This is a genomic window from Nonomuraea sp. NPDC050663 (assembly GCF_044456985.1).
Classification (GTDB): domain Bacteria; phylum Actinomycetota; class Actinomycetes; order Streptosporangiales; family Streptosporangiaceae; genus Nonomuraea.
Genome location: NZ_JBITGL010000001.1, coordinates 664,900 through 689,647, shown reverse-complemented (window position 1 = coordinate 689,647; position 24,748 = coordinate 664,900). Strand labels below are relative to the sequence as shown.

At 70.9% G+C, this 24,748-nt stretch carries 24 protein-coding genes; 16 read left to right on the top strand and 8 right to left on the bottom strand.

The features are described 5' to 3' along the window. Positions 1-50: 50 nt before the first annotated feature. A complete protein-coding gene (gene mtrA, locus ACIBH1_RS03390) occupies positions 51-728 on the bottom strand; it encodes an MtrAB system response regulator MtrA (protein ID WP_357916809.1) in 678 nt (225 codons plus the stop codon). Positions 729-976: 248 nt separating this feature from the next. Here mtrA and ACIBH1_RS03385 point away from each other — a divergent pair, with 248 nt between their 5' ends. The 5 genes from ACIBH1_RS03385 (at position 977) to ACIBH1_RS03365 (ending at position 6,870) form a co-directional block, all read left to right on the top strand. Next, a complete protein-coding gene (locus ACIBH1_RS03385) occupies positions 977-2,275 on the top strand; it encodes a glycerophosphoryl diester phosphodiesterase membrane domain-containing protein (protein ID WP_397311936.1) in 1,299 nt (432 codons plus the stop codon). After that, the gene (locus tag ACIBH1_RS03380) at positions 2,272-2,919 is read left to right on the top strand and encodes a DUF4129 domain-containing protein (RefSeq protein WP_397311935.1); all 648 of its coding nucleotides are present in this window, start codon (positions 2,272-2,274) and stop codon (positions 2,917-2,919) included. Before ACIBH1_RS03385 ends, ACIBH1_RS03380 begins: the two co-directional genes overlap by 4 nt. Before the next feature lie 106 nt (positions 2,920-3,025). Continuing rightward, positions 3,026-4,153 carry a DUF4350 domain-containing protein gene (locus ACIBH1_RS03375; protein ID WP_397311934.1) on the top strand — a complete coding sequence of 376 codons (1,128 nt, stop codon included), beginning with the start codon at positions 3,026-3,028 and terminating at the stop codon, positions 4,151-4,153. 193 nt (positions 4,154-4,346) lie between these two features. Further along, positions 4,347-5,327: an AAA family ATPase gene (locus ACIBH1_RS03370; protein WP_397311933.1), complete on the top strand. Its 981-nt coding sequence runs from the start codon at positions 4,347-4,349 to the stop codon at positions 5,325-5,327. Between the two features lie 4 nt (positions 5,328-5,331). Beyond that, positions 5,332-6,870, top strand: coding sequence for a DUF58 domain-containing protein (locus ACIBH1_RS03365; protein WP_397311932.1), 1,539 nt, complete (start codon positions 5,332-5,334; stop codon positions 6,868-6,870). A gap of 129 nt (positions 6,871-6,999) precedes the next feature. On the opposite strand, the gene ACIBH1_RS03360 is transcribed toward ACIBH1_RS03365, so the two are convergent. Further along, positions 7,000-7,992: a stage II sporulation protein M gene (locus ACIBH1_RS03360; protein WP_397311931.1), complete on the bottom strand. Its 993-nt coding sequence runs from the start codon at positions 7,990-7,992 to the stop codon at positions 7,000-7,002. A gap of 30 nt (positions 7,993-8,022) precedes the next feature. Here ACIBH1_RS03360 and ACIBH1_RS03355 point away from each other — a divergent pair, with 30 nt between their 5' ends. Beyond that, positions 8,023-8,979: an RDD family protein gene (locus tag ACIBH1_RS03355; protein ID WP_397311930.1), complete on the top strand. Its 957-nt coding sequence runs from the start codon at positions 8,023-8,025 to the stop codon at positions 8,977-8,979. A 5-nt stretch (positions 8,980-8,984) separates the two neighbouring features. On the opposite strand, the gene ACIBH1_RS03350 is transcribed toward ACIBH1_RS03355, so the two are convergent. Next, positions 8,985-10,331: an LVIVD repeat-containing protein gene (locus ACIBH1_RS03350; protein WP_397311929.1), complete on the bottom strand. Its 1,347-nt coding sequence runs from the start codon at positions 10,329-10,331 to the stop codon at positions 8,985-8,987. 146 nt (positions 10,332-10,477) lie between these two features. On the opposite strand from ACIBH1_RS03350, the gene ACIBH1_RS03345 reads away from it, so the two are divergent. Beyond that, the gene (locus tag ACIBH1_RS03345) at positions 10,478-11,107 is read left to right on the top strand and encodes a DUF305 domain-containing protein (protein WP_397312186.1); all 630 of its coding nucleotides are present in this window, start codon (positions 10,478-10,480) and stop codon (positions 11,105-11,107) included. A gap of 45 nt (positions 11,108-11,152) precedes the next feature. Here ACIBH1_RS03345 and ACIBH1_RS03340 read toward each other — a convergent pair whose 3' ends face one another. From ACIBH1_RS03340 to ahcY, 3 genes are all read right to left on the bottom strand, one after another. Beyond that, entirely contained in the window at positions 11,153-12,526 is a 1,374-nt protein-coding gene (locus ACIBH1_RS03340) for an LVIVD repeat-containing protein (RefSeq protein ID WP_397311928.1), read from the bottom strand. An 88-nt stretch (positions 12,527-12,614) separates the two neighbouring features. Beyond that, positions 12,615-13,838 carry an adenosylhomocysteinase gene (locus ACIBH1_RS03335; protein WP_397311927.1) on the bottom strand — a complete coding sequence of 408 codons (1,224 nt, stop codon included), beginning with the start codon at positions 13,836-13,838 and terminating at the stop codon, positions 12,615-12,617. Positions 13,839-13,905: 67 nt separating this feature from the next. After that, positions 13,906-15,333, bottom strand: coding sequence for an adenosylhomocysteinase (gene ahcY / locus ACIBH1_RS03330; protein ID WP_397311926.1), 1,428 nt, complete (start codon positions 15,331-15,333; stop codon positions 13,906-13,908). Positions 15,334-15,429: 96 nt separating this feature from the next. On the opposite strand from ahcY, the gene ACIBH1_RS03325 reads away from it, so the two are divergent. Genes ACIBH1_RS03325 through ACIBH1_RS03315 form a run of 3 tightly spaced genes read left to right on the top strand, consistent with a single transcriptional unit; the run spans position 15,430 to position 17,729 of the window. Further along, on the top strand, positions 15,430-15,786 hold the full coding sequence (locus ACIBH1_RS03325; protein WP_181611403.1) for a MerR family DNA-binding transcriptional regulator: 357 nt from the start codon (positions 15,430-15,432) through the stop codon (positions 15,784-15,786). Positions 15,787-15,803: 17 nt separating this feature from the next. Further along, positions 15,804-16,226, top strand: a complete 423-nt coding sequence (locus ACIBH1_RS03320) for a hypothetical protein (RefSeq protein ID WP_397311925.1) — start codon at positions 15,804-15,806, stop codon at positions 16,224-16,226. An 18-nt stretch (positions 16,227-16,244) separates the two neighbouring features. Further along, the gene (locus ACIBH1_RS03315) at positions 16,245-17,729 is read left to right on the top strand and encodes a hypothetical protein (protein ID WP_397311924.1); all 1,485 of its coding nucleotides are present in this window, start codon (positions 16,245-16,247) and stop codon (positions 17,727-17,729) included. 42 nt (positions 17,730-17,771) lie between these two features. On the opposite strand, the gene ACIBH1_RS03310 is transcribed toward ACIBH1_RS03315, so the two are convergent. Further along, complete coding sequence (locus ACIBH1_RS03310) at positions 17,772-19,328, bottom strand: choice-of-anchor I family protein (RefSeq protein WP_397311923.1); 1,557 nt, start codon at positions 19,326-19,328, stop codon at positions 17,772-17,774. 103 nt (positions 19,329-19,431) lie between these two features. Here ACIBH1_RS03310 and ACIBH1_RS03305 point away from each other — a divergent pair, with 103 nt between their 5' ends. Next, positions 19,432-20,091: a response regulator gene (locus ACIBH1_RS03305; RefSeq protein WP_397311922.1), complete on the top strand. Its 660-nt coding sequence runs from the start codon at positions 19,432-19,434 to the stop codon at positions 20,089-20,091. After that, on the top strand, positions 20,088-21,260 hold the full coding sequence (locus ACIBH1_RS03300; protein WP_397311921.1) for a sensor histidine kinase: 1,173 nt from the start codon (positions 20,088-20,090) through the stop codon (positions 21,258-21,260). Before ACIBH1_RS03305 ends, ACIBH1_RS03300 begins: the two co-directional genes overlap by 4 nt. Here ACIBH1_RS03300 and ACIBH1_RS03295 read toward each other — a convergent pair. Continuing rightward, entirely contained in the window at positions 21,215-21,901 is a 687-nt protein-coding gene (locus ACIBH1_RS03295) for a hypothetical protein (protein ID WP_397311920.1), read from the bottom strand. The genes ACIBH1_RS03300 and ACIBH1_RS03295 overlap by 46 nt on opposite strands. Before the next feature lie 322 nt (positions 21,902-22,223). Between ACIBH1_RS03295 and ACIBH1_RS03290 the strand changes: the two genes are divergently transcribed. From ACIBH1_RS03290 to ACIBH1_RS03275, 4 genes are all read left to right on the top strand, one after another. Then, a complete protein-coding gene (locus ACIBH1_RS03290) occupies positions 22,224-22,745 on the top strand; it encodes a DinB family protein (protein ID WP_397311919.1) in 522 nt (173 codons plus the stop codon). A 299-nt stretch (positions 22,746-23,044) separates the two neighbouring features. Continuing rightward, a complete protein-coding gene (locus ACIBH1_RS03285; protein WP_397311918.1) occupies positions 23,045-23,386 on the top strand; it encodes an ArsR/SmtB family transcription factor in 342 nt (113 codons plus the stop codon). Further along, positions 23,383-24,042 (top strand): SRPBCC domain-containing protein, encoded by a 660-nt coding sequence (locus ACIBH1_RS03280; protein WP_397311917.1) that lies wholly within the window; start codon positions 23,383-23,385, stop codon positions 24,040-24,042. The genes ACIBH1_RS03285 and ACIBH1_RS03280 overlap by 4 nt, the downstream gene beginning before the upstream one ends. Further along, on the top strand, positions 24,039-24,530 hold the full coding sequence (locus ACIBH1_RS03275) for an SRPBCC family protein (RefSeq protein WP_397311916.1): 492 nt from the start codon (positions 24,039-24,041) through the stop codon (positions 24,528-24,530). Before ACIBH1_RS03280 ends, ACIBH1_RS03275 begins: the two co-directional genes overlap by 4 nt. Positions 24,531-24,748 lie beyond the last annotated feature (218 nt).

Sequence of the window (24,748 nt, the reverse complement as noted above, 5' to 3'; positions counted from 1 at the left end):
GTCCGTCTGCGAGCCGCGGGTTTCCGTGAGGGGGGCATTCCGGCGGCCTCTTAGGCGGGACCGGCCTTGTAACCGACGCCACGGACGGTCACCACGATCTCGGGGTGCTCCGGGTCCTTCTCGATCTTCGCGCGCAGACGCTGCACGTGCACGTTGACCAGGCGGGTGTCGGCGGCGTGCCGGTAACCCCAGACCTGCTCGAGCAGCACCTCGCGGGTGAAGACCTGGCGCGGCTTGCGGGCGAGGGCGACCAGCAGGTCGAACTCGAGCGGCGTGAGGTTGATGGTCTCCTCGCCCCGCTTGACCGAGTGGCCGGCCACGTCGATGGTGATGTCGCCGATCTGGAGGATCTCCGGGGTCGGCTCGTCCGTGCGGCGCAGGCGGGCGCGCACCCGGGCGATGAGCTCCTTCGGCTTGAAGGGCTTGACGATGTAGTCGTCGGCTCCCGACTCGAGGCCGAGCACCACGTCGATGGTGTCGCTCTTGGCGGTGAGCATGACGATCGGCACGCCCGACTCGGCCCGGATCCGGCGGCACACGTCGATGCCGTCGGCGCCGGGGAGCATCAGGTCCAGCAGGACCAGATCCGGACGGGTGTCGCGGAACGCATCCAGGGCCTTGTCACCGTCGGAGACAAAGGAGGGCTCGAAACCTTCTCCCCGCAACACGATGCCGAGCATCTCGGCGAGAGCGGCGTCGTCGTCGACGACAAGCACGCGACCTTTCATGGCCCCTCATTCGTTCTACGCATTGTGGGACATACTGTCAGATTGCTGAGAGGTTACCCTTGCCCAGCTCGTGGATGTGACGTGAGACCGTCAAAAGTCAAATTTTACGCTTGATGGTTCTCCCCCGATCTCAGTCTGCGGTAACCGACCGTCATTAGGCCATCCCCAGGGTGTGGCTTGCCCCGAAACGCCCCGTTATTGAGCATGCGAGCAACCGCAATGCAAGCCACGCATGCCAGGATTGACCTATGTCTGAAGGTCACGAGAGGCCCCCTGGCTGGGCGACCGACCAGCCGCCGCCCTACGGGGCCCCCGCGGCCTCCCCCTGGGCCGCCCCCGGTCAACAACCGGGCCAGCAGCCCGGCCCGCAGTCGGGCCAGCAGCCGGCGCCGCCCGTGCCGCCCATGCCGTACGGCGACGCACCGCCTCCCGCGGGGCCCGCCCCTTACGGCCAGCAGCAGCCGTATTACGGTCACCAGCCGCAGCCGTACGGCCCTCCCGGCCACCAGGGCGGCTACCAGCACCCGCACGCCCCGGCGATGCGGCCCGGCATCATCCCGCTGCGCCCGCTGTCCCTGGGCGACGTGCTCGACGGCTCGATCAAGCTGATCCGCTCCAACCCGAAGGCCGTGCTCGGCCTGTCGGCGATCACCGCCCTGCTGGTGGCCATCCCCGTGGCGATCAGCCAGGCGCTCCTGCTCGGCCCCATGGGCAGTGTGTTGACCAACCCGTACGCCGACCCGCAGGAGCTGGAGAGCAGCATCAACTCCGGCTTCCTGTCCAGCTACGGCGGAAGCATCCTGTCCTACCTCATCGGCTTCATCGCCGTCACGCTGCTGACCGGGGTGCTCACCCGCATCCTCGGCCGCGCGGTCTTCGGCGGGCGCATCACCGCGGGCGAGGCGTGGTCGCTGCTGAAGGGCCGCTGGCCCGCGCTGTTCGGCGTCGTGGGCCTGATGACCCTGCTGACCATCGCGCCCCTGGTGGTGCTGGTGCCGCTCTTCTTCGTCATGGGCGGAGCCGGCATGAGTGACGGGACCTTCCTCGGCTTCATGTTCCTGGCGCTGGTCATCTACGCCCCCTACGCCCTGTTCGTCATGACCCGCTTCTCCTTCGCCACCCCTGCGGTGGTCCTGGAGCAGCGCGGGCCGGTCGACGCGATGAGGCGCTCGTGGCAGCTGGTGAGCGGCGACTTCTGGCGCGTGCTCGGCATCCTGCTCGCCACCATGCTGCTGGCCGGCATCGTCAGCGCGATCATCGGCTTCCCGTTCACCCTGATCGGCACCTTCGTCGGCATGCTCGGCGGCAACACCACCGGCTCCCTGATCGTGTCGGCGATCATGATCACTCTGGGCACCATGATCGGCGGGATGATCTCCTACCCCATCCAGGCAGGCGTCTCGGGGCTGCTCTACACCGACCGGCGCATGCGGAGCGAGGCCTTCGACCTGGTGCTGCAGACCGCCGCGATCGAGCAGCAGCGGCAGGGCTGGGTGCACGCCTCCGCCGACGACCTCTGGCACCCGTCGAACTCCGCCCGCCAGTGACCCCGATAGGCCGCGACGAGGCCGCCGGCGAAGCGGCGCGAGAGCTGGGCAAGCCCGAATACCAGCAGGAGCCCCTGATCGACGAGCTGTGGCGGCGGCTCAAGCAGTTCCTGGGCGACATGATGAACCCCGAGGTGCCCGGCGGGTCCGGCCTCGGGGTGCTGAGCGCGGTGCTCATCGTGGCGATCCTCGCGGCCGTCGTGGCGCTGGTGGTCTGGCGGCTGCGTCACACCTCGCGGCGCGCGGCCTCAGGGGCGGACGTGCTGTTCGGCGAGCGGGCGCTCAACGCGGCCGACCACCGGAGCAACGCCGAACGCTTCGCCTCGGAGGGGCACTGGGCCGACGCCGTGCGCGAACGGCTGCGCGCCATCGCCCGCGACCTCGAGGAGCGGGCGCTCGTCGACGGCCTGCCCGGCCGTACCGCCGACGAGCTCGCCGCCGAGGCGGGGCGGGCGCTGCCGGAGTTCGCGGGGGAGCTGACGCAGGCGGCCCGGATCTTCGACGACGTGACTTATGGGGATGTGCCCGGCACGCCCCAGGCGTACGGCGTGATCGCCGACCTCGACGACCGGCTCCGCCGCGCCCGCCCGGCCCCCTTGGCCGCCACACCGGCCCACAACGGGCAGCAGGGAGGCGCGTCATGAGCCTCGCCCGGGGGATGAGCCCCGCCGCGCCCGCCACCCGCGCCATGAGCACCGCCGTACCCGCCGCCTGCGCCGCTCGCGCCCTGCACCGCGCAGGAGGACGCCGGTGACGACCTCAACCTCCCCCACCACGCGCGGCATCTGGCGTTCCCTGCGGGCCCCGCTGCTGGTCGGCGTACTCCTCCTCGTCGCGGCCACGATCGGTGTGCTGCTGTCCGGCGGCGCACGCGAGGCCCGCTACCTCGACCCCGACGACACCTCGCTGTCCGGCGGCAAGGCCCTGGCGCAGCTGCTGCGCGCCCGAGGCGTCACCGTCGACCGGGTCGACTCGGTCGACGCGGCGATGCGCCTGGGCGGCGACCGGCTGATCCTGGTGACCGGCAACGTCTACCACGACGACTTGAACCGGCTCAGCGGCGACCTGCTGATCGACGCCGCCAGCGTCTACCTGGAGGACCTCGCCTCCGAGGTGCGGCGCGGCCTCGACGGCGCCCGCGTGCGCAGCCGCGAGCCCGAGTGCGACCTGCCCGCCGCGCGCGCCGCGGGCAGCGTCTTCCTCGGCGGCAGCCCGCTCAGCGGGCCCAGCAGGTCCGTCGGCTGCTACCCGTCGCCCGACGGCGCGACCCTGCTCACCTACGCCGTCTCCGGCCGCAATGTGACCGTTGTGGGCGACATGCAGTTCATGACCAACATGCGCCTCGACGAGGACGGCAACGCGGCGCTGGCGCTCAACCTGGCCGGCTCCAAGAGCGCGGTCACCTGGCTGGTCAACCCGCCTTCCGAGGAGGGCGGCGCCGTGGGCGGCGACAAGTCGATCTACGATCTCATGTCGCCGAACGTGGGCTGGGGCGTCGTGATGGCGCTCATCGCCCTGCTGGTGACCATCGTGTGGCGCGCCAGGAGACTGGGGCCCGTCGTCGTGGAGAAGCTCCCGGTCGTCGTGCGCGCGGCCGAGAGCGTCGAGGGGCACGGCGGCCTCTACCGGGCCCGCCGCGCGCGTGACCGTGCCTCCGCGGCGCTGCGGGCGGGCACGCTGGCCCGCGTGGTGCCCAGGCTGGGGCTCACCGTCGATTCCGGGGCCGACGCGGTCGTCTCCGCGATAGCCGTACGGACCGGTCAGGACCCGCATCTGGTCGGCGCCGCCCTGTACGGCCCGCCGCCGGCCGACGACGGCGCTCTTGTCGGACTGGCCGGATACCTTGACCAACTGGAAAGGCAGATCAGTGAACGGTGATCGGAGGAGCTCTCCGCGAGAGTGCGAGCCTGGGAAGTCGCGGCCATGAACACTGAGCGAAGGAGCTCTCCGCGAGAGAGCGAGCTTGCGATGCCAACGAGTGGAGAGCGGTCGCGACCATGAACACCGAGCGAAGGAGCTCTCCGCGAGAGAGCGAGCTTGCGATGCCAACGAGTGGAGAGCGGTCGCGACCATGAACACTGAGGAGACGACGCGAATCGCCGGGCGTGGTGACGCGTCGCGTGAGGCGCTCGGGGCGTTGCGTGCAGAGGTGGCCAAGGCCGTCGTCGGCCAGGACGCCGTTGTGACCGGTCTGGTCATCGCCCTGTTGTGCCGTGGTCACGTGCTCCTGGAGGGTGTGCCGGGCGTGGCCAAGACGCTCATGGTCCGCACCCTGGCCGCGGCGCTGTCGCTCGACTTCAAGCGGGTGCAGTTCACCCCCGACCTGATGCCGGGCGACGTCACCGGGTCGCTGATCTACGACGCGAAGTCGTCGGAGTTCGAGTTCAGGCAGGGCCCGGTCTTCACCAACCTGCTGCTCGCCGACGAGATCAACCGCACGCCTCCGAAGACCCAGGCGGCGCTGCTGGAGGCGATGGAGGAGCGGCAGGTCAGCGTCGAGGGCGACCCGCGCGCCCTGCCCGACCCGTTCGTGGTCTGCGCCACGCAGAACCCCGTCGAGTACGAAGGCACCTACCAGCTGCCCGAGGCCCAGCTCGACCGGTTCCTGCTCAAGCTCACCGTGCCGCTGCCGCCGCGCGAGCACGAGATCGCGGTGCTGGAGCGCCACGCGCACGGGTTCGACCCGCGCGACCTTTCGGAGATCAGGCCGGTGGCCACGGCCGAGGACCTGGCCGTCGCCCGCGAGTCCGTGGCCTCGACGCACGTGGCCCCCGAGGTGCTCGGCTACGTGGTCGACGTCTGCCGTGCCACCCGGCAGTCGCCCTCGTTCCAGCTCGGCGTCTCCCCCCGTGGCGCGACGGCGTTGCTGGCCGCCTCGCGGGCGTGGGCGTGGTTGTCGGGTCGCACCTACGTGACGCCCGACGACGTCAAGGCGCTGGCCCGTCCCGCGCTGCGCCACCGCGTGCAGCTGCGGCCCGAGGCCGAGCTCGAGGGCGCGACCGCCGACGGGCTGCTAGACGGCATCCTGTCCTCGGTCCCCGTGCCCCGGTGATCGCATGGCTCTGACCGGACGTGCGGCGCTCGTCGCGGCGCTGGGCATCGTGGTGGTGCTCATCGCCCCCGACCCGGTTCTCGCCGTGGCTGGGGTCTGCCTGCTGCTGGCGGCCGCCATCGTGCTCGACCTGGCGCTGGCGGGCGCCGTGCGCCCGCTCGTCTTCCACCGCTCGGGCGAGACGGTCGTACGGCTCGGCCAGACCGCCACGGTCGACCTCGTCGTCGAGAACCCGGGCAAGAGGCGCGTCCGCGGTGTCCTGCGTGACGCCTGGGCTCCCTCGGCCGGGGCGTGGCCCAGGTCCCAGGCGATCGACGTGCCGCCGGGCGAGCGGCGGCGATACTCCGTCGTGCTCACCCCGGTCCGCCGGGGTGACCGGCGGTCGGAGGCGGTCACCGTCAGGTCGCTGGGGCCGCTGGGCTTGGCGGCGCGGCAGGGCGGCCACTCGTCGTCGTGGTCGGTGCGGGTGCTGCCGCCGTTCCTGTCGCGCAAGCACCTGCCCTCCCGGCTGGCCAGGCTGCGCGAGCTCGACGGCCAGCATCCGGCGCTCGTGCGGGGGCAGGGCACCGAGTTCGACTCGTTGCGTGAGTACGTCGCCGGTGACGACGTGCGGTCGATCGACTGGCGTGCCACGGCGCGGCGCAACGACGTGGTGGTGCGCACGTGGCGGCCGGAGCGTGACCGGCGGGTGCTGATCGTGCTCGACACGGGTCGCACCTCGGCCGGACGGGTGGGCGCCGCGCCCATCCCGCTGGCGGGCGCCCGGCCCGCGCCCACGGGGCTGGCGTCGTTGTCGGACGACACGACGGCGCACAAGGGCGATCCCGGCCGCGGCGCGACGGGCGGTGCCGCAGGAGGCCCCGGCGACGCCCCTGGCGGTCCCGGTGGGGCCGCGGGTGGTCCCGGTGGGGCCACGGGAAGTGCCCTGCCCGGCGCCGGTGGCGGGATGCTGATCGATCCCGATCTGCTGCCCGCTCCCGGCTGGCCCAGGCTCGACTGGTCGATGGACGCCGCGCTGCTGCTGGCCGCGCTGGCCGCGCGTGCCGGTGACCGGGTCGACTTCCTCGCCTACGACCGCTCGGTCCGCGCCTGGTTGTCGGGCGCGTCGAAGACCGAGCTGCTGCCCTCGCTCGTCAACGTGATGGCGCCCATCGAGGCCGAGCTCATCGAGGCCGACGGTCCCGGGATGGTCGCCGCCGTGTTGTCGCGCGCCAAGCACCGGTGCCTCGTCGTGCTGCTGACCGACCTCAACTCCGCCTCCCTGGAGGAGGGTCTGATGCCGGTGCTCGGGCAGCTCTCCTCGCGGCATCTGCTGCTGGTCGCGGCGGTCTCCGATCCGCGGGTGACGGCGATGGCGGGGCTGCACGGGTCGGCCGAGCAGGTCTACGACGCGGCCGCCGCCGAGCGGGCCATGGCCGGCCGTCGCCGGGTCACCGCCCGGCTGCGGCGTCACGGGGTCGAGGTGGTCGACGCCGTGCCGGAGGAGTTCGCGCCGGCCCTGGCCGACGCCTACCTCGCGCTCAAGTCCCAGGGACGGCTGTAGGGCCGCGCCGGAACCCCCGGGGGCGTGGGGCAGGGCGCCGACCGAGCCCAAGGCCGTGTGGGAGGACCCGCGCAAGCCCAAGGCCGGGTCGCAGGGCCCGCGCAAGCCCAAGGCTGGGCGGGGGCCCGTTCAGGCCGTGGGTGCGACGTCCGGGGCGCGCTCCATGTCGCCGCTCTCCCTGGCGAGCAGGGCACGGCGGCCGAACACCACGACGTAGGCCAGGAAGACCACCTCGGCCACAACGCCGATGGCGATGCGCGCCCAGGTCGGCAGGCCCGAGGGCGTGACGAGGGCTTCGATGAGCCCGGAGACGAACAGCACCACGACCAGCCCGAGCGCGACGGCGATGACGGCGCGGCCCTGTTCGGCGAGGGCCTCCAGGCGGCGGCGTGGCCCCGGGTCGATGACGGTCCAGCCGAGCCGCATGCCCACGCCCGCGGCCAGGAAGACGGCGGTGAGTTCGAGCAGGCCGTGCGGGGTGATGAGCCCGAAGAAGATGTCGAGCTTGCCGCGCGAGGCCATGAGCCCGCCGGAGACGGCGACGTTGGCGGCGTTGGTCCAGAGGAAGTACGGGACGGGCAGCCCCATGAAGATCGCCGAGATGATCATGAGCATGGACGCCCAGGCGTTGTTGACCCACACCCGGCCGGCGAAGGAGGCCGCGGGGTTCTCGGAGTAGTAGTCGGCGAAGTCGTGCTCGACGAGCTGGGTGATCTCCTCGTCGGTCGCGATGGCCGCCTGCACCTCGGGGTTGCCGGCGATCCAGGCGCCCATGACCCAGGAGACGATCACGAAGGCCAGCGTGGCGCCGAGCCACCACCAGCGGGCCCGGTAGGCGACGACGGGGAAGGAGACGGTGAAGAACCTGGCCAGTTGCCGCCACGCGGGCGTGTGCGCGCCCGTCACGGCGGAGCGGGCGCGCGCCACCAGCGCGGACAGGCGCCCGACGAGCAGAGCGTCGGCGCGCCCCGAGCGCACGATCGACAGATGAGTGGAGACCCGCTGGTAGAGGTCGACGAGCTCGTCGACCTCCGCGCCCGACAGCTTGCCGCGTCTGGAGACGAGGTGCTCGAGGCGGTCCCAGGCCGGGCGATGCACGGCGACGAAAGCATCGATATCCACCCAGTCATTGTGACGCAATAGGCTCGGGACATGTCCGAGGTAGTCACCGGCGACGCCGTCGTCGTGGAGGTGCGGGTCGCGCAGATGCCCACGAGGGCGCTGGCGATCGTCATCGACCTGGTCGTCCAGTGGACGGTGCTGATCGGGGTGTTCTTCCTGCTGACGCTCTTCGCGTTCGTCAGCGATCCCGCCCTGTTCGCGGCGGCGAACATCCTGCTGGTCCTGCTGGTCACGATCGGCTATCCGGTGGCCTTCGAGACGTTGAGCCGCGGGCGCAGCCTGGGCAAGCTCGCACTCGGACTGCGGGTCGTCGGCGACGACGGCGGCCCCGTGCGCTTCCGCCAGGCGCTGTTCCGCGGCCTGGCGGGGTTCGTGGAGTTCTGGATGTTGTGGGGCGCTCCCGCGCTGATCTCGGCGCTGGTCTCGGAGCGGGGCAAGCGGCTCGGCGACGTGTTCGCCGGCACCATCGTGATCTCGGAGCGGGGTCCGCGGCCCGAGACCACCATGGCGCGGATGCCGCCGCAGCTCGCTCCGTGGGCGCGCACGCTGGAGTTGTCGCAGCTGCCCGACGAGGTCGCGGCCGCGGCCAGGCAGTATCTGGTGCGCTGGCACCAGCTCAGCCCCCAGGTGCAGCACGAGATGGGGATGCGGATCGCCGCCCAGGTGGCCGCCAGCGTCTCGCCGCCGCCTCTGCCCGGTGTACCGCCGCACGCCTACCTCAGCGCCGTCCTCGCCGAGCGCCGCTCCAGGACCGAGGTACGGCTGGCACGGCAGGCAGGTGTCTCCCCCGGTTACGGGCAGGGCCACCCGATGGCCGCCCCGCCGTACCAGCAGCCGGGTTTCCCGCCGCCACCGCCGCCGGGGGCCGTGGCGCCCCCGCCGCCGGGGAGGCACCCGGGGTTCGCGGCTCCCGCCGTGCCGTACCACCAGGACCGGCGCGACGAGCGGCCCCCGGCCACTCCTGGGGGGTTCGCCCCGCCGGTCTGAGCGGGCTAGAAGCCGTACTGCGTCTGCGCGTTGAGCACCCGGAGCCTGATCCTGGCCGCCGGCGCCGTGCGCTTGTCGGTGAGCTTGAGCACGTCGAGGCCGCGCTGGATCTCGCTGCTGAAGACGAACCCGTTGTAGTAGTAGGCCGACCAGGAGCCCGCCACGTCGCGCGGCTTGAACGGCCCGCGGTCGAAGTAGCCGATCTCGACGGGCTTGCGCGAGTCGGTGAAGTCCCAGACCGAGACGCCGCCCTGGTACCAGGCCTGGACCATGACGTCGCGGCCCTTGACCGGGACGAGCGAGCCGTTGTGCGCGACGCAGTTCTCCCCGGCCTTCTGGTGGCGCGGGATCTTGTAGTAGCTGCGGAACACGAGCGTGCGGTCGACGATGTCGAAGACGGCGTCGGCGCCGCGCTTGGGGCCGACGGACTTGGTGCAGGTGGCCGCGAGGCCGCCGCCGAGCTCGTCGGTGAAGACGACCTTGGTGCCCGCGTTGTTGAAGGTCGCCGAATGCCAGAAGGCGAAGTTGTCGTCGGTGACGGTGTCGATCACCTTCGGGTGCTCGCGGTCGGCGATGTCGAGCAGCACGCCGTCGCCCATGCAGGCGCCGGCGGCCAGGTCCTTCTTCGGATAGACGGTGATGTCGTGGCATCCGGAGGTGCCCAGCAGCAGGCCGTCCTGCGATTCGTTGCCGCCGTCGGGGAAGAGCACGGGGGTGGAGACGACCTTGGCGGTCCTGGGGCTCTTCAGCGGCACCTTGACGATGGAGATCTTGTCGTGCGGCGGCTTGCACTCGGGGAACAGGTCGGCCGGGTCGTAGGAGGAGACGTAGAGGTAGACCGCGGCGCCCTTCTTGTCCGGCACGAGCGTGTGGGTGTGGGAGCCGCAGGCGGTCTCGACGGCTTTGAGGTAGCGCGGCCGGCGTTTGTCCTTGATGTCGAAGATGCGGATGCCCTCCCACGACTTCCTGCTGGTGGGCGTGCCGAAGTCGCTCTTGCAGGAGTCGTTGCTGCGCGGCTCGTCGACCGACAGGAACAGCAGGTCGCCGTGGACCGAGACGTCGTTCTGGGCGCCGGGGCAGAGCACCTGGCTGACGATCGACGGCTTGGCCGGGTCGCCGACGTCGTAGATCGTGAAGCCGTTGTAGTTGCCGACGAAGGCGTAGCGCCCCTGGAAGGCCATGTCCGTGGCGTAGGCCGTGGAGTCGTCGAACGGCGCCTTCTTCGGCACGTTGGCCACGAGCTTGACGTTGGCGCTCGCCGTTCCCCCGCCCTCCGCGGCCTGGACGGGAGAGGCGAAGAGCGCGAAGCAGGAGAGCAGGACCAGCGCGGCCCGGCTAGTTCGTGACGCCACGTGGAGACCTCCGGATGAGGGTCGAGACCGAGCCCACCTTGTCAGGAGATAACCGTATTCACCGGCATATAAAGCAAAGCGGCATGAATACCGTTCGCGGCGTTACGATGCGCACCTGACCCCCGGCGGAGGAGAACCCGTTGCGCGTGGCGCTCATCACCCTGACCGGCGCGGCCGTGCTGGCGCTGACCGGCTGCAGCTCGACTCCCGAGCAGCGGCCGCGGGCCGATTCCACCGCGCCCGTCATCGCCCCCGGCCGTCCTGGCGAGCAGGCCACGACGCTCAGCCCTCAGCAGGCCGAGCAGGCGGTGCCGACCCCCACGGTCAACGCGGCGGACGTCACCTTCATGAGCGACATGATCCTCCACCACCGGCAGGCGCTCGACATGAGCGTTCTGGCGCCCACCAGGGCGGCCAACGCCAAGGTCAAGGCCATCGCCTCACGGATCAAGGACTCCCAGGCGCCGGAGATCCAGTACATGACCTCGTGGCTTCAGGAGCAGGGCCAGAAGGCGCCCGACCACCACGCCGGCCACGCGGGCATGCCGGGCATGGCCACGCCCGAGCAGATGGAGCAGCTCAAGGCCGCCTCGGGAGCCGCGTTCGACAGCCTGTTCCTGGAGCTGATGATCAGGCATCACCAGGGGGCGGTGGAGATGGCCGAGAAGGAGGTCGTCAACGGCTCGCACCGGGTGGTGCTGGAGCTGGCCAACGACGTGGGCGCCACGCAGTCCGCCGAGATCGGGCGCATGAGGCGCATCCAGGCCGAGCTCTGATCCGGTACGGCTGGGCCGTACCGGATCAGGGTCGTGCGCCGGTGATCAGTGCCCGCCTCCGGGACGGCCGTTGCCGCGCTCGCGGTAACGCTCCTGGGTCTGGGCGTTCAGCAGGTCGGTCTTGACGCTGCCGGCCTGGTTGACGCGCGGGTCGTTGACCTTGAACACGTCGAAGCCGCGAGCGATCTCGCTGCCGAAGATGTAGCCGTTGTAGTAGTAGGTGGACCAGTAGCCGGCCAGCGTGAGCTGGCTGTCGTTGAACGGCGCGCGGTCGAAGTAGGCGATCTCCACCGGGTTGGCCGAGTCGGTGAAGTCGAACACCGACAGGCCGCCCTGGTACCAGGCCTGGACCATGACGTCCCGGTTCTTGACCGGGATGAGCGAGCCGTTGTGCGCCACGCAGTTCTCCGTCAGGGTCTGCAGGCGCGAGATCTTGAAGTAGCTCTTGAAGACGAGCTGGTTGCTCTCGATGTCGAAGATGGCGTCGGCGCCGCGGGTCGGGCCTTCGGTGGCGGTGCAGCGCGGCGAGGTGCCGCCGCCGAGCTCGTCGGTGAAGATCACCTTGGTGCCGTCGTTGTTGAACGTCGCCGAGTGCCAGAAGGCGAAGTTGGCGTCGGTCACCTGCTCGATGACCCTCGGCTGCTCGCGGTTGGAGATGTCCAGCAGCACGCCGTCGCCCATGCAGGCGCCCGCGGCCAGGTCGAGGGCGGCGTAGACGGTGATGTCGTGGCATCCGCTGGTGCTGGCGGCGCCGGGGTATCCGGTGCCGTCGGGGAAGATCGCCGGAGTGCTGACCACCGCGGCCGCGCCCGGATCGGCGATCGGGACCTTCACCACGGAGATCTTGTCGTGGGGCGGCTGGCAGTCGGGGAAGTTGACCGACGGGAAGTAGGAGGAGACGTAGACGTAGAACGCCTCACCGGTCTTGTCGGGGACCATCGTGTGGGTGTGGGACCCGCAGTTGGTCTCGACGGACTTGATGTAGCGCGGGTTGGCCTTGTCGCTGACGTCGAAGATGCGCAGGCCCTCCCAGGATTCCTTGATCCGGGCGGACTGGGGCACCGCCTGGCAGGAGTCGTTGCTCAGGGAGTCGTCGACCGAGGTGACCAGGAGGTTGCCCAGGATGGTCACGTCCATCTGGCCGCCGGGGCAGCTGACCGAGCTGACGAGCCGGGGCCGCTGGGGGTGCTTGATGTCGTAGATGGCGAAGCCGGTGAAGTTGCCGACGTAGGCGTAGTCGCCCTGGAAGGCGATGTCGCTGTTGATCCTCGCGCCGGCGGGCAGGTCGAGATGGGCTTGGAGGGTGATGTTGTCGCTCTTGACGAAGTCTTCGGGAGCGGCGTTCGCGGGAGTGGCCGCTCCTGCGACGACCAGACCCACGATGAGCAGGATGCGGCTTGATAAGCCACGGAGGGACATGGATGTCTCCCTTTCACTCCGTTGTGTACGGAAGTGACCAGGATTATCCATAAGATTGCACGTTCAACCAAGGGGTCGGCGACCCCGGTTACGAGCCCAGCCGCCAGGAGTGCAGGTAGTCCTCCTGGACCGGCGTGAGCGAGTCGATGGCCGCGCCGGCCGCGGCCAGTTTCAGCCTGGCCACCTCGACGTCGATCTCCCCCGGCACGTCGTAGACGCCGGGCTCCAGCCGCTCGTGCTCCCTGACCAGCCACGCCACCGCGAGCGCCTGGGCCGAGAAGGACATGTCCATCACGGCCGCCGGATGGCCCTCGGCCGCGGTGAGGTTGACCAGGCGGCCCTCGGCGAGCAGCAGCAGCCGGCGCCCGGAGGGCAGGACGTACTCGTCGGTGTTGGGCCGCACGCCGTGGTGCACCTCGACGGCCAGCTCCTCCAGCGCCCGCACGTCGATCTCGACGTCGAAGTGCCCGGCGTTGGCCAGGATGGCGCCGTCCTTCATGACCTCCAGGTGCTCGCGGCGGATCACGTCGCGGTTGCCGGTGACGGTGACGAACACGTCGCCGGTCCTGGCGGCCTCCTCCATGGGCTTGACCTCGTAGCCGTGCAGCATCGCGTCGAGCGCCTTGACCGGGTCGATCTCGGTGACCAGGACCCTGGCCCCCAGGCCCTTGGCCCGCTCGGCCACTCCCCTGCCGCAGTAGCCGAAGCCGGCGACCACGACGACGCGACCGGCGAGCATGGCGTTGGTCGCCCGCATGATGCCGTCGAAGGTCGACTGGCCGGTGCCGTAGCGGTTGTCGAACATGCGCTTGGTCCGGGTGTCGTTCACCGCGACCACCGGGAAGCTCAGCTCCCGCTCCGCCGCCATCTGACGCAGGCGGATGATGCCCGTCGTGGTCTCCTCGCAGCCGCCGCGCACGCCGTCGAGCAGGTCTCTGCGCTCGGTGTGCAGGGTGTTGACCAGGTCGCAGCCGTCGTCGAGGACGATGTCGGGCGCGATGTCGAGCGCCTGGTTGATGTGGCGGTAGTAGGTGGCCCTGTCGACCCCGGCCTTGGCGTGGACCGCGATGCCGTACTCCTCCAGGGCCTGGGCCACGTCGTCCTGGGTCGACAGCGGATTCGAGGCCGCCAGCGCGATCTGCGCGCCCCCGGCCCGCAGCGCGCCCATCAGGACCGCCGTCTCCGCCGTCACGTGCAGGCAGGCGGCGATCCTCAGGCCCTCGAACGGCCGCTCGTCGCCGAAGCCGGACCCGATCGCGGTCAGCACCGGCATCGATCTGGCCGCCCAGCCGATTCTCGCCTCGCCTGTCACCCGGTCTCCCTCTGGTACGGAAAAGCGCCCGCCGGGAGTCGGACCCCCGGCGGGCACCTCGCAGAACTCAGTAGCGGTAGTGGTCCGACTTGTACGGACCCTCGACCGCGACGCCGATGTACTCGGCCTGCTCCTTGGTCAGCTCGGTGAGCTTGACGCCCAGGGCGTCGAGGTGCAGACGCGCGACCTTCTCGTCGAGGTGCTTGGGCAGCACGTAGACGCCGATCGGGTACTCGTCGGTCTTGGCGAACAGCTCGATCTGCGCGATCACCTGGTTGGTGAAGGAGTTCGACATGACGAACGACGGGTGGCCGGTGGCGCAGCCCAGGTTCATCAGACGGCCCTCGGCCAGGACGATGATCTGGTGGCCGTCGGGGAAGGCCCAGGTGTGAACCTGGGGCTTGACCTCGGACTTCTCGATGCCGGGCACGCGGGCCAGGCCCGCCATGTCGATCTCGTTGTCGAAGTGGCCGATGTTGGAGACGATCGCGTTGTGCTTCATCCTGGCCATGTGGTCGGCCGTGATGATGTTGAAGTTGCCGGTCGTCGTCACGAAGATGTCGGCGTAGGAGACGACCTCCTCCAGGGTGGTGACCTGGAAGCCGTCCATGGCGGCCTGCAGCGCGCAGATCGGGTCGATCTCGGTGACGATGACGCGGGCGCCCTGGCCGCGCAGCGCGTCGGCGCAGCCCTTGCCGACGTCGCCGTAACCGCAGACCACGGCGACCTTGCCGCCGATGAGCACGTCGGTGGCGCGGTTGAGGCCGTCGATGACGGAGTGGCGGCAGCCGTACTTGTTGTCGAACTTCGACTTGGTGACCGAGTCGTTGACGTTGATCGCCGGGAAGAGCAGCGAGCCCGCCTTGAACATCTCGTACAGGCGGTGCACGCCGGTGGTGGTCTCCTCGGTGACGCCCTTGATCTGCCCGGCGATCTTCGTCCACGTCTGGTCGGGGCCGACGGTGCGCTTGAGCAGGTCGATGATGACGTGCCACTCCTCCGGGTCGGAGTCGGTGGCGGACGGCACGGCGCCGGCCTTTTCGTACTCCGCGCCCTTGTGGACCAGGAGCGTGGCGTCGCCGCCGTCGTCGAGGATCATGTTGGGGCCGTCACCGCCGGGCCAGTTGAGCGCCTGCTCGGTGCACCACCAGTACTCCTCCAGCGTCTCGCCCTTCCAGGCGAAGACCGGCACGCCCTGCGGGTTCTCGACGGTGCCCTCGGGCCCGACGACGACCGCGGCGGCGGCGTGGTCCTGGGTGGAGAAGATGTTGCACGACACCCAGCGCACCTCGGCGCCGAGCGCGACCAGCGTCTCGATGAGGACGGCGGTCTGGATGGTCATGTGCAGCGAGCCCATGATCTTGGCGCCGCGGAGGGGCTGGGACTCCGCGTACTCGCGACGGACCGCCATCAGGCCGGGCATCTCGTGCTCGGCGAGCCGGATCTCCTTGCGGCCGAAGTCGGCCAAGGACAGGTCGGCGACCTTGAAGTCCATCTGATTCCCCTCTACGTATGTCGTCGCGGACGAGTTTAGGCCGCTCCAGGCCGGGTCGCATCTTGAGGGCGGGGAATCTTCCATAAGAATGTAAGAATGCGTATCACCGAGGCCGCGAAGCGTCTGGGCATGTCCCCGCGCATGCTCCGATACCGCGAAGCGCTGGGCCTGCTACCACCGGTCAGGGAGCGGGGCGCGCACCGCAGGTTCGGCGAGGAGGAGCTGGCGGCGGTGGCCCAGGGGGTGGAGCTGGAGAAGCGGTTCGACGTCTCGCCGGCCGAGCTGGCCTTCGCCCTGCGCGTGCTCAGCGAGCCCTCCGTGGCGCAGGCCGTACGAGACCTGGGTCTGCGGATCGGGCGGCTGCAGGCACCCCGCCGGGCGCTGGATTTCGAGAAGGAGAAGGCGCTGCGGCTGCTAACGCAGAACCGGGGTCAGGCGTCCAACAGAACGTGAAAGAGATTCTGTTAGCCGTGGCGCTCGTGTTCCCGCAGGCGTCCGGCCACCCGGTGAAGGTCTATTTCCCGACCGACGGCAACTACCCGCCCCAGCTCGCCGCCGCCAAGCGCACCTCGCCCGACCTGGGGCTGGCGCGTTTCGTCGTGCAGCAGTTCATCGCCGGCCCGACCAAGGCCGAGCGGCGCAGGGGCATGTTCTCGAACTTCAAGCTCATCGGCCCCTCCGACTGCGGGGGCGACTTCCAGATCACGATCAAGCAGGAGACCGCGCGCGTGCGCTTCTGCCGTACCGCTTACGGTCCCGGACATCTGGGCGACGCGGTCATCATTTACGCGCTCAAGGCGAATCTGACGCAGTTCTCGTCGATCAAGAAGGCGGTTCTCGCCGACAAGGACAACCGCTGCTTGTTCTCGCAGGCCGACGTTTCTGTCTGTTGAATCACTATTATCCGGTGAATGCAGTCCCTCACGGAGCACGATCCACCCCAGATCGGGCCCTACCTGCTCCGTGCGCGACTGGGCGACGACCAGGACGCGGGCTACCTCGCGCTCGCGCCTGACGGCAGCAAGGTCACGCTGAGGGTCCTGCGGGAGGGCGCCGGGTTCGTCCAGGAGGTCGAGGCCGCGACGCAGGACGACCCCGGCTGGGTGGCCAGGGTGCTCGACGCCGACGTCGAGGGCTCGCTGCCGTACATCGTCAGCGCGTTCGGGCAGAGCCACGACCCGGCGACCACGTCGCGGCTCGTCGGCGCGGCCACGGCGCTGGCCAAGGGGCTGGCCGCGATCCACCGGGCGGGGCTCGGCGAGCCCGCTGAGGAACCCGCCGACGTCCTCGCCTGGGGCCGCGCCGTCCACCTCGCCGCCACCGGCGAGCACGCCGCCGCCGCGCCGGACCTGACGCTCCTGCCCGAGCACCTGCGCGACCCGGTGCGGGCCGCGCTGGCCAAGAAGCCGGCCGCCCGCCCGAGCGCGGCCGACCTGCTGGTACGGCTCAGCGGCGGCGACCCCGCGCCCGCCCCGCGACGCTTCAGGCGCACCCAGCTCCCCCTGCTGGCGGGTTCGGCCGCCGCGCTGACCGCCGCCGTGCTGGTGGTCACCACCCTGCCGCCCGGCACGGCGGGCGGCGTGCAGGTCGCGCCGCCGCCCGCCACCCCCACCGCCGCGCCCCCGCCGGTCGACCACCAGTCCAAGCCGCGCTCCGCCTTCCCCGCCGAGGCGATCACGCCGACCACCCGCGTCTACTACAACTTCAGCCGCGCCAAGCACCAGGCCCGGATGGCCGAGCTGGTCGTGGAGGGTTTCCGGCTCACCTCGCTCACGCTGTCGCGCAGCGAGCGCTACACCGCCGTGTGGACCAGGGCCCCCGGGCCGCAGCAGCGGTTCTTCACCGGGCTCAGCTCCACCGCCACCAGCCGGTTCCTGGCCGAGAGCATGAAGCAGGGCTACCGGATCAAGCTGATCGCCGGGACCGGCTCGTGGCGGCGCGCCAGGTACTCCGGCGTCATGATCAGGCAGCGCGAGCCGTACAACCTGTGCTCCTGGCGGCTGACCGAGAAGCAGTTCGTCGCGCGCAACCGCGCGATCAGGGCGCGGGGCGACCACACGCTGCGCTGGGTCAACGTCTACGGCCCGGCGAACGACCGGAGGTACGCGGCGGTGTGGGAGCCGGACGAGGGCGGCGCGGAGTGGACCACGACCGTCGACCAGAGCTGGGCCACGGTGCGCCGCTGGCAGCGCGCCCATCCCGACCACCGGCCGCTCACCGTCGCCGCCAGCCCCGACCGGCGCTACACCGTCGTGTGGCGCAAGGCCGAGGCCAGGACCTTCCTGTATGGCGACGCGGCCCGCGTCAGGTCCGCCCCGCGCGGGTATCGCCCGGTCTCGGTGCAGGTCGCCGGCACGGCCGCGCGGCCGTACTTCACGGCGCTCTGGGCGCGGTGACCCGCGGTCGTCCCCGGCGGAGATCACGAGCCCGGGCGATCGTCAGCGGAGCTCGTAGATCGCGGTGGTGCCGCTGATCTCGTGGCCGACCACCAGCAGCGGGCGGCGGGTGGGGCTGTCGTGGGCCGGGACGAACAGCACGCCCTCGGGGCCGAGGTCACCGGCCGTCCCGGCCTCGACGTCGCCGGAGAAGTCACGCGAGTTGACGTAGGCGGCCAGGCTCGCGCGGCTCGGGTCGGTCACGTCGTAGGCGACGATTCCGCCGACCCGCTCCAGCCCGGCGAAGGCGTAGGTGCGCCCCTTGACGGTGCCGACGGTGACGCCCTCGGGCTCGGGGCCCTTGCTGTCGCTGCGGGTGTCGAAGTCGTTGGCCTCGTGGTCGGCGTTGAAGTTGGCCGGGTACCTCTCTGCGATCAGCCGCTCCAGCTGGTCGCCCGAGTCCCACACGAGCTCGCCGGAGGCGGCGCGCACGGAGATCGACCGGCCGCCGAAGACCCGCAGCTCGGTGTAGGCGCCGGCAGCGTCCTTGGGCGAGTCGGCGGCGACGGTCAGGCGGCCGAGCTCGGGGTCCTTCTGGAGCGCGGCGGCGTCGGGGAAGGCGGTGGGCGACAGCTTGAGGCTCTTGACCCGGGCCTCGTCGGAGTGGCAGTCCCAGTCGCGGCTGTCACCCTCGTTGGCGGTCACCAGGAAGGTACGGCCCCGCGAGCGGAAGTGGGCGATCGAGTCGGGCATGTACATGCCCTTGACCGGGTGGGTGCGGATGTCGGCCTTGCCGTCGCGGTCGGACGCGTCCAGGCCGGCGCCCTCCACCGAGTGGTCCTTGAGGCCGAGCGGGACGATGCCGCGCACCTTCGCGCTGCGCAGGTCGACGACGGCCAGCGCGTTGTTCTCCTGGAGGGTCACCCAGGCGGTGTCGCCCTCGACGGTGACGTACTCGGGTTCGAGGTCGTTGGCGGCGGCGGCGCCGGGGCCGCTGATGCGCACGCCCTGGGCGCGCAGTTCGTCCTCGCGGCCGTTCCAGGCCTGGAAGCCCGCGCTGCGCACGGTGCCCTTCCGCACGTCGATGACGCTGACCGAGCCCTCGGGGTCGTTCTCCTGGCCCGCGCAGTACGACTCGGGCTCGCCCTCGTTGGCGACGACGACCTGCCTGCCGTCCGGGGTGAAGGTCAGCATGTCGGGCAGCGCACCGACGGTGACCTGGCGCAGCTTGCGGCCGGTCCGGGCGTCGAAGAACGCCACGCTGCCGGGGTCGGTCTTGGCTGTGCCCTGCTGCGCGACCGCGACGAGCCCGCCGTGGACCGCGACGCTGTTGGCGCCGGGTGTGGTCAGGGTGGCGACCTTGCGCGGCGCGCGGGGGTCGCGGATGTCGAGCACGTCCACGGTGCCCGCCTCGGCGTTGATGACGAACACCCGGCGGGTGGCCGGGTCGTAGGCGGGGATCTCCTGGGCGCCGACGCCGACGGATCCGGCGGTGTAGCGGCCGAGGAAGGTCGGCTCGATGCCCTTGGGAGAGGCGGCGTTCGCGGTGTTCGCCGTGACGAGCGTCGTGGACAGTGCCAGGCCGCAGGCGGCCAGGCGGAGGATCGTGGTGGTGCGCATGTGGCGAAGTATCACGATGCGTCATGACTGGTCGCTGTCGGGCAGATGGCCGGGGGATGAACCGTCACCGGGACCTGGTGAAAGGCCCCACTAGGCTGTGCCCATGCCGGACATCAGGGTCCTCATCGCCGACGACCAGGCGCTCATCAGGGCGGGGGTCCGGCTGGTCGTGGAGCAGAGCGAGGGCATCGAGGTCGTGGGCGAGGCCGCCGACGGCGTCGAGGCGCTCGACCTGGCCCGCCGCCTGCGGCCCGACGTGGTGCTCATGGACATCACGATGCCCAGGCTCGACGGCCTGCGCGCCGCCCGTCACCTGCTGGCCGACGCCGACCCGCCCAGGATCCTGATGCTCACCACCTTCGACACCGACGAGAACCTCCACGCCTCGCTCCGGCTCGGGGTCCACGGCTTCGTGCTCAAGTCGTCGGCGCCGGAGCGGCTGATCGACGCGATCAGGGTGGCGGCCTCGGGCGACGCCCTCATCGACCCGGCCGCGACCATGCGGCTGATCAGCACCTTCGCCGCCCAGGAGGAGGGTGCGGCCAGTCCCGAGCTGCAGGCGCTCACCGGGAGGGAGCGGGAGGTGCTGATGCTGATGGCACGCGGCCTGTCCAACAAGGAGATCGCCGAGCAGGTCGTGCTGGGCGAGGCCACGATCCGCACCCACGTGGCCCAGGTGCTGCACAAGCTGGGGCTGCGCAACCGCACCCAGGCCGTCGTCTTCGCCTACGAGACGGGGATCATCCGTCCGGGGCACGCGTGACGACCGCCCTGGGCCGGCGCTGGCGGCCCAGCCGCCTCGACGTGTTCCTGTCCCTGTCGGTCACCGCCGCCGGCCTGGTCGAGTCGTACGGCAGGCGCGGCGCCTCGCCCGGCGAGATCGGCAGCCCGCACCTGTTCGCCGCCGGGACCCTGGTCGCCGGCGCCCTGCTCCTGCTGCGCAACCGGTTCCCCATCACGGCCCTGCTCGTCCTGATCGCGGTCGGCGAGGCCGTCGTCCAGCTGTCGTCGGGCACCGCCTACTACGCCGCCTGGCACCTGTACTCCATGCTCATCCTCGTCCACTCGATCGCCGCCTCCTACGACCTGCGCAGCCGTCACGGCATCGCGGGCCTGGGCTGCGTCATCGGCGCCTACGTCTTCCTCCAGACGCTGGAGATCACCGATGTGCCCGAGATGCTCATCACCGCGATCTTCCTCGGCGTCGCGTACGGCAGCGGCATCCTGCTGCGCCGCCAGACCGCCCAGACCACCCGGCTGGCCGCCCTCACCGCCCGGCTGGAGGTGGAGCGCGAGGAACAGGCCAGGCGGGCGGTCGCCGAGGAACGGGCACGCATCGCGCGGGAACTGCACGACGTCATCTCGCACAACGTGAGCGTCATGACCCTGCACGCGGGCGGGGTGCGCATGATGCTCGGCGAGGAGGCGACGAGAGAACGCGAACTGCTCCAGGTCGTCGAGCAGGCCGGACGCGAGGCGGTCGGCGAGCTGGCCCTCATGCTCGGCATGCTGCGCGAGGCCGAGGACCCCGACGGCTCCCGCCCGGGACTGGACCGGCTCGACGATCTCGTGGCCCAGATGGAGGAGTCCGGCGTGCGCGTCGGGCTGACGGTCTCCGGTTCCCGCCGTGCCGTACCCTCCGACGTGGACCTGGCGGCCTACCGGGTGGTCCAGGAGAGCCTCACGAACGTGCTCAAGCACGCCGGCGCCTCCCGGGTCGAGCTCACCGTCACCTACGCCCCCGGGCAGGTGACCGTCGAGCTCACCGACGACGGCAGAGGGCCGGTCGCGACCGGCCGAGCCGGCGGCTTCGGCCAGATCGGCATGCGCGAGCGCGTCACCCTCCACGGCGGCACGCTCACCACGGGCGCCGCGCCGGGCGGCGGCTACCGGGTGCTGGCGTGCTTCCCGTCGGCCGCCGCGACCGGCTGAAGGATCACGCCGTTCCACTCCTGCTGGCTCATCCGCAGCATGCGCAGCCCCATCACCCCCGAGCCGGCCAGGAAGAGCAGCCCGCCCACGACGGTCCCGACGGGGAAGATCGGCGCCGTGAACACACCCGCCAGCATCGCGACGGGCGCCCACCACGGCACCTGGCGATCAGCGGCCAGCACCAGCCCGAGCAGCAGCAGCGCCACCAGCCCGACGAAGCCGGGAATCTGGAACCCGAACGTCGCCCCAGGATCGGCCAGCGCCTCGTCCGCGAGCTTGGCGCCCGCGGCGGGCGGCATGGCACGTTCCAAGGTGCTGTAGACGAAGTCGCCGAGCATGAGGGCGGAGAAGTTCACCACACCGAGCAGCGCGACGCCGCCCAGGATGTGGCCGAGCAGGACATGGCGGCGCCTGACCAGGTGGACCATGCCGATGATCCCGGGGACGAGCAGCACCCAGCTCCAGTGCAGGAGCGTGGCGCTGACCGAGACCTGCTCGGGGAAACGGCCGTAAACACCGGTGGTGTCACCGCCGCCCTGGCGCAACGCCGGGTCGACGATCACTCCGGCGATGTAAAGCACGGGGGTGACGAGAAGCGAGGAACCGGCCGCGAGCCTTCTGAGCCGGTGGGGGTCTGACATGGGACGTCCTTCCGATGAGAGTGCGACGACCCTCGCAGCCGCCCCTGCCGTACGGCCTCAGCCGACCGGCGGAAAACCGTCACCCGCGCGGCTGAAGTGAGCACGCCTACTCAAGACCGGGCCGCCTCCCAGGGGAACCGTCGGAAAACCGGTTCCCCGCGCAGGAACCCGACCGGTACGGTGCGACTGCCGGAGAGACCGGCACCTGTCGGCGACGGAGAGGAGGTGAGCGCGATGTCGAGCTCGACCATCGTGCCGCCCGTCCGCCGCACCCGCGGCTGACGACCCGGGCGGCTCCACTTCACGCATCTGGAGCTTCTCGATGACCGAAACCACCCGCCCGCCGCTGACCGCCGGCGAGCGAGCACAACTGACCGGATGGCTCGACCTGCAGCGTTCGTTCGTCCGGATGAAATGCGAAGGACTCAGCGACGAAGACGCCCACCGCGCGCTCCTGCCCACGTCACCGTTGATGACGGTGGCCGGGGTGGTGGCCCACCTGCGATGGGTCGAGTACTCATGGTTCCACCAGGGCCTGCTCGGCGTCCCCGACACCGGCCAGACGCCATGGACCGAGGACGGGCACCCCGACGCGGAGATGCTCGTCGACGACGTGCCCCTGGCGCGGCTGCTCGACGACTACGACGCCGAGTGCGCCCGCTCCAACGCGGCGATCGCCGACCTGCCGCTGGACGCCGTCGAACGCGGCCGGCCCGAGGAGCGGGCGGCGTCGTTGCGGTACGTGCTGTGCCACATGATCGAGGAAACCGCCCGCCACGTCGGGCACCTGGACATCATCCGGGAGCTGCTCGACGGAGGGACGGGGTATCAGCGGATGAACTGATCACGCCCGGACCCGCATCACGCCTGGCGGGCGCCGATCCCCCCGCTTCCCGAGGTCGACACCTGGCTGAAGTGGAGGAAGGCGTGCTCCCGCGTCTGCTGTCCGAGGTAGAGCCGGTACCAGCGGTTGTCCCCGTTGGACCAGCCGCCACGCACCCAGCAGCGCGGGTTGATGCGGGTCCCCGTGTAGCAGATGTCGGTGACGTTGGGACGCTGGCCGGGACAGCCTTGCTCTCGCTTTCGTCGGGACCGATGTATTGCTTTTCGCTTATATAAGCACCATCCGTTATAATCTCCGGCGTGCACGCGTTCGACATCCTCGGCGACCCGGTGCGCCGCCGCATCCTGGAGCTGCTCGCCGACGGCGAGCAGACCTCCGGGGCGATCACGGACGTCATCCGGGCCGAGTTCGCCATCTCCCAACCGGCCGTCTCCCAGCACCTGCGTGTGCTGCGCGACAACGGGTTCGCGTCGGTGCGAGCCGAAGGCACCCGGCGGTTCTACGCTGTCGAACCCGGGCCGCTGAGCGAGGTCGACGCGTGGCTGGACCGGTTCCGCCGGTTCTGGGAACAACACCTCGACGCCCTGGGCACCGAACTGGCCCGCGGCAAGCGGGGACGCCGCGACGGAGGCAAGACATGAAGGACGTGCTGGACGAGCTGGCCGCCGTGCGCCGGACGATGGGCAGCGGCCACGTACCCGCCGGCGAGGCGTACACCGTGGAACTCCGGCGCCGATACGACGCGGACGTCGACGACGTCTGGGACGCCATCACCGACCCCGAACGGCTGGCCCGCTGGTTGAACTCGGTCTCCGGAGACCTACGGCCCGGCGGGAGGTTCGAGCTGGGAAGCGGCGAGCACGGCGACATCCTCCAATGCGAGCCGCCACGGCTGCTCAAGGTGTCCTGGCTCTTCGGACCCGAGGCCGACGAATGGCCCGGCACAAGCGAGGTGGAAGTCCGCCTGACACCCGGCCCCGCCGGAGCCACCGAGCTCGAACTGATCCACGCAGCGTTCATCGAGGAGCCCTCCTTCCCCACCTACGGCCCAGGCGCCGGCGGCGTCGGCTGGGACCTCGCGCTCCTCACCCTGGCCCGGCTCCTGGCCGGCGACGAGATCGCCGGCCACGAGAAGTTCGAGCAGTCGCCGGAAGGACGCGAGTTCAGCCGTCGCAGCGCCGCAGCCTGGGGCCAGGCCCACCTCGCCGCCGGCGGCGACCCAGAGCACGTCGCGGCCGCGGTCGAGGCGACCACCAGCTTCTACGCCCCCGACGAGTCGTCAGGAATGCGCCCATGAAATACACCGTCTCCATCGAGATCGCCCAGCCGCGGGAGAAGGTGGCCCAACTGCTCGCCGACCCGGCCCAGCTGCCGTACTGGCTGCGAGGCCTCGTGGTGCACCAGCCGCTGAGCGGGGAGCACGGGCAACTCGGCACCAAGTCGCGGGTCGTGCTGCGGACGGGGCAGCAGACGATGGAGGCCGTCGAGACCATCACCCGCCGGGAGCCCGCGGACCTGCGCGAGATCCCGAAGTCGAGCGTCGTCCACTTCGAACGCGAGATCGTCGGCGGGGGCATGTGGAGCGCCGCACGCGAACGGCTGACCGAGCTCGGCCCTGCGGCGACGCTGTGGGAGAGCGAGAACGAGTACCGGTTCAGCGGGGTGGTGATGAAGCTGGTGGGGCTTCTCATGCCCGGCGCCTTCCGCAAGCAGTCGCTTCAGCACATGCAGGACTTCAAGGCGTTCGCCGAGCAGGGGAAGGACGTCCGCGAGACTGCGGGCTGATCGCGCAACACCCGGCGATCCGAGTTCCGCTCACCCAGCGGAAGCCTTACCCATGCGGTGAAAGAGAGCACGCCCGAGAACCCCGGACGGGGTGTCGATGGCCCCCAGGCCATCGACCCCGGGGGGGGGGGGGGGGGGGGGGGGGCCCCCCCCCCGAGAAACAGCCCCCGCCCCGCCGGCGCCGCACGCGCCCGCCCCCCGCGGCCCCACCGGGTGGC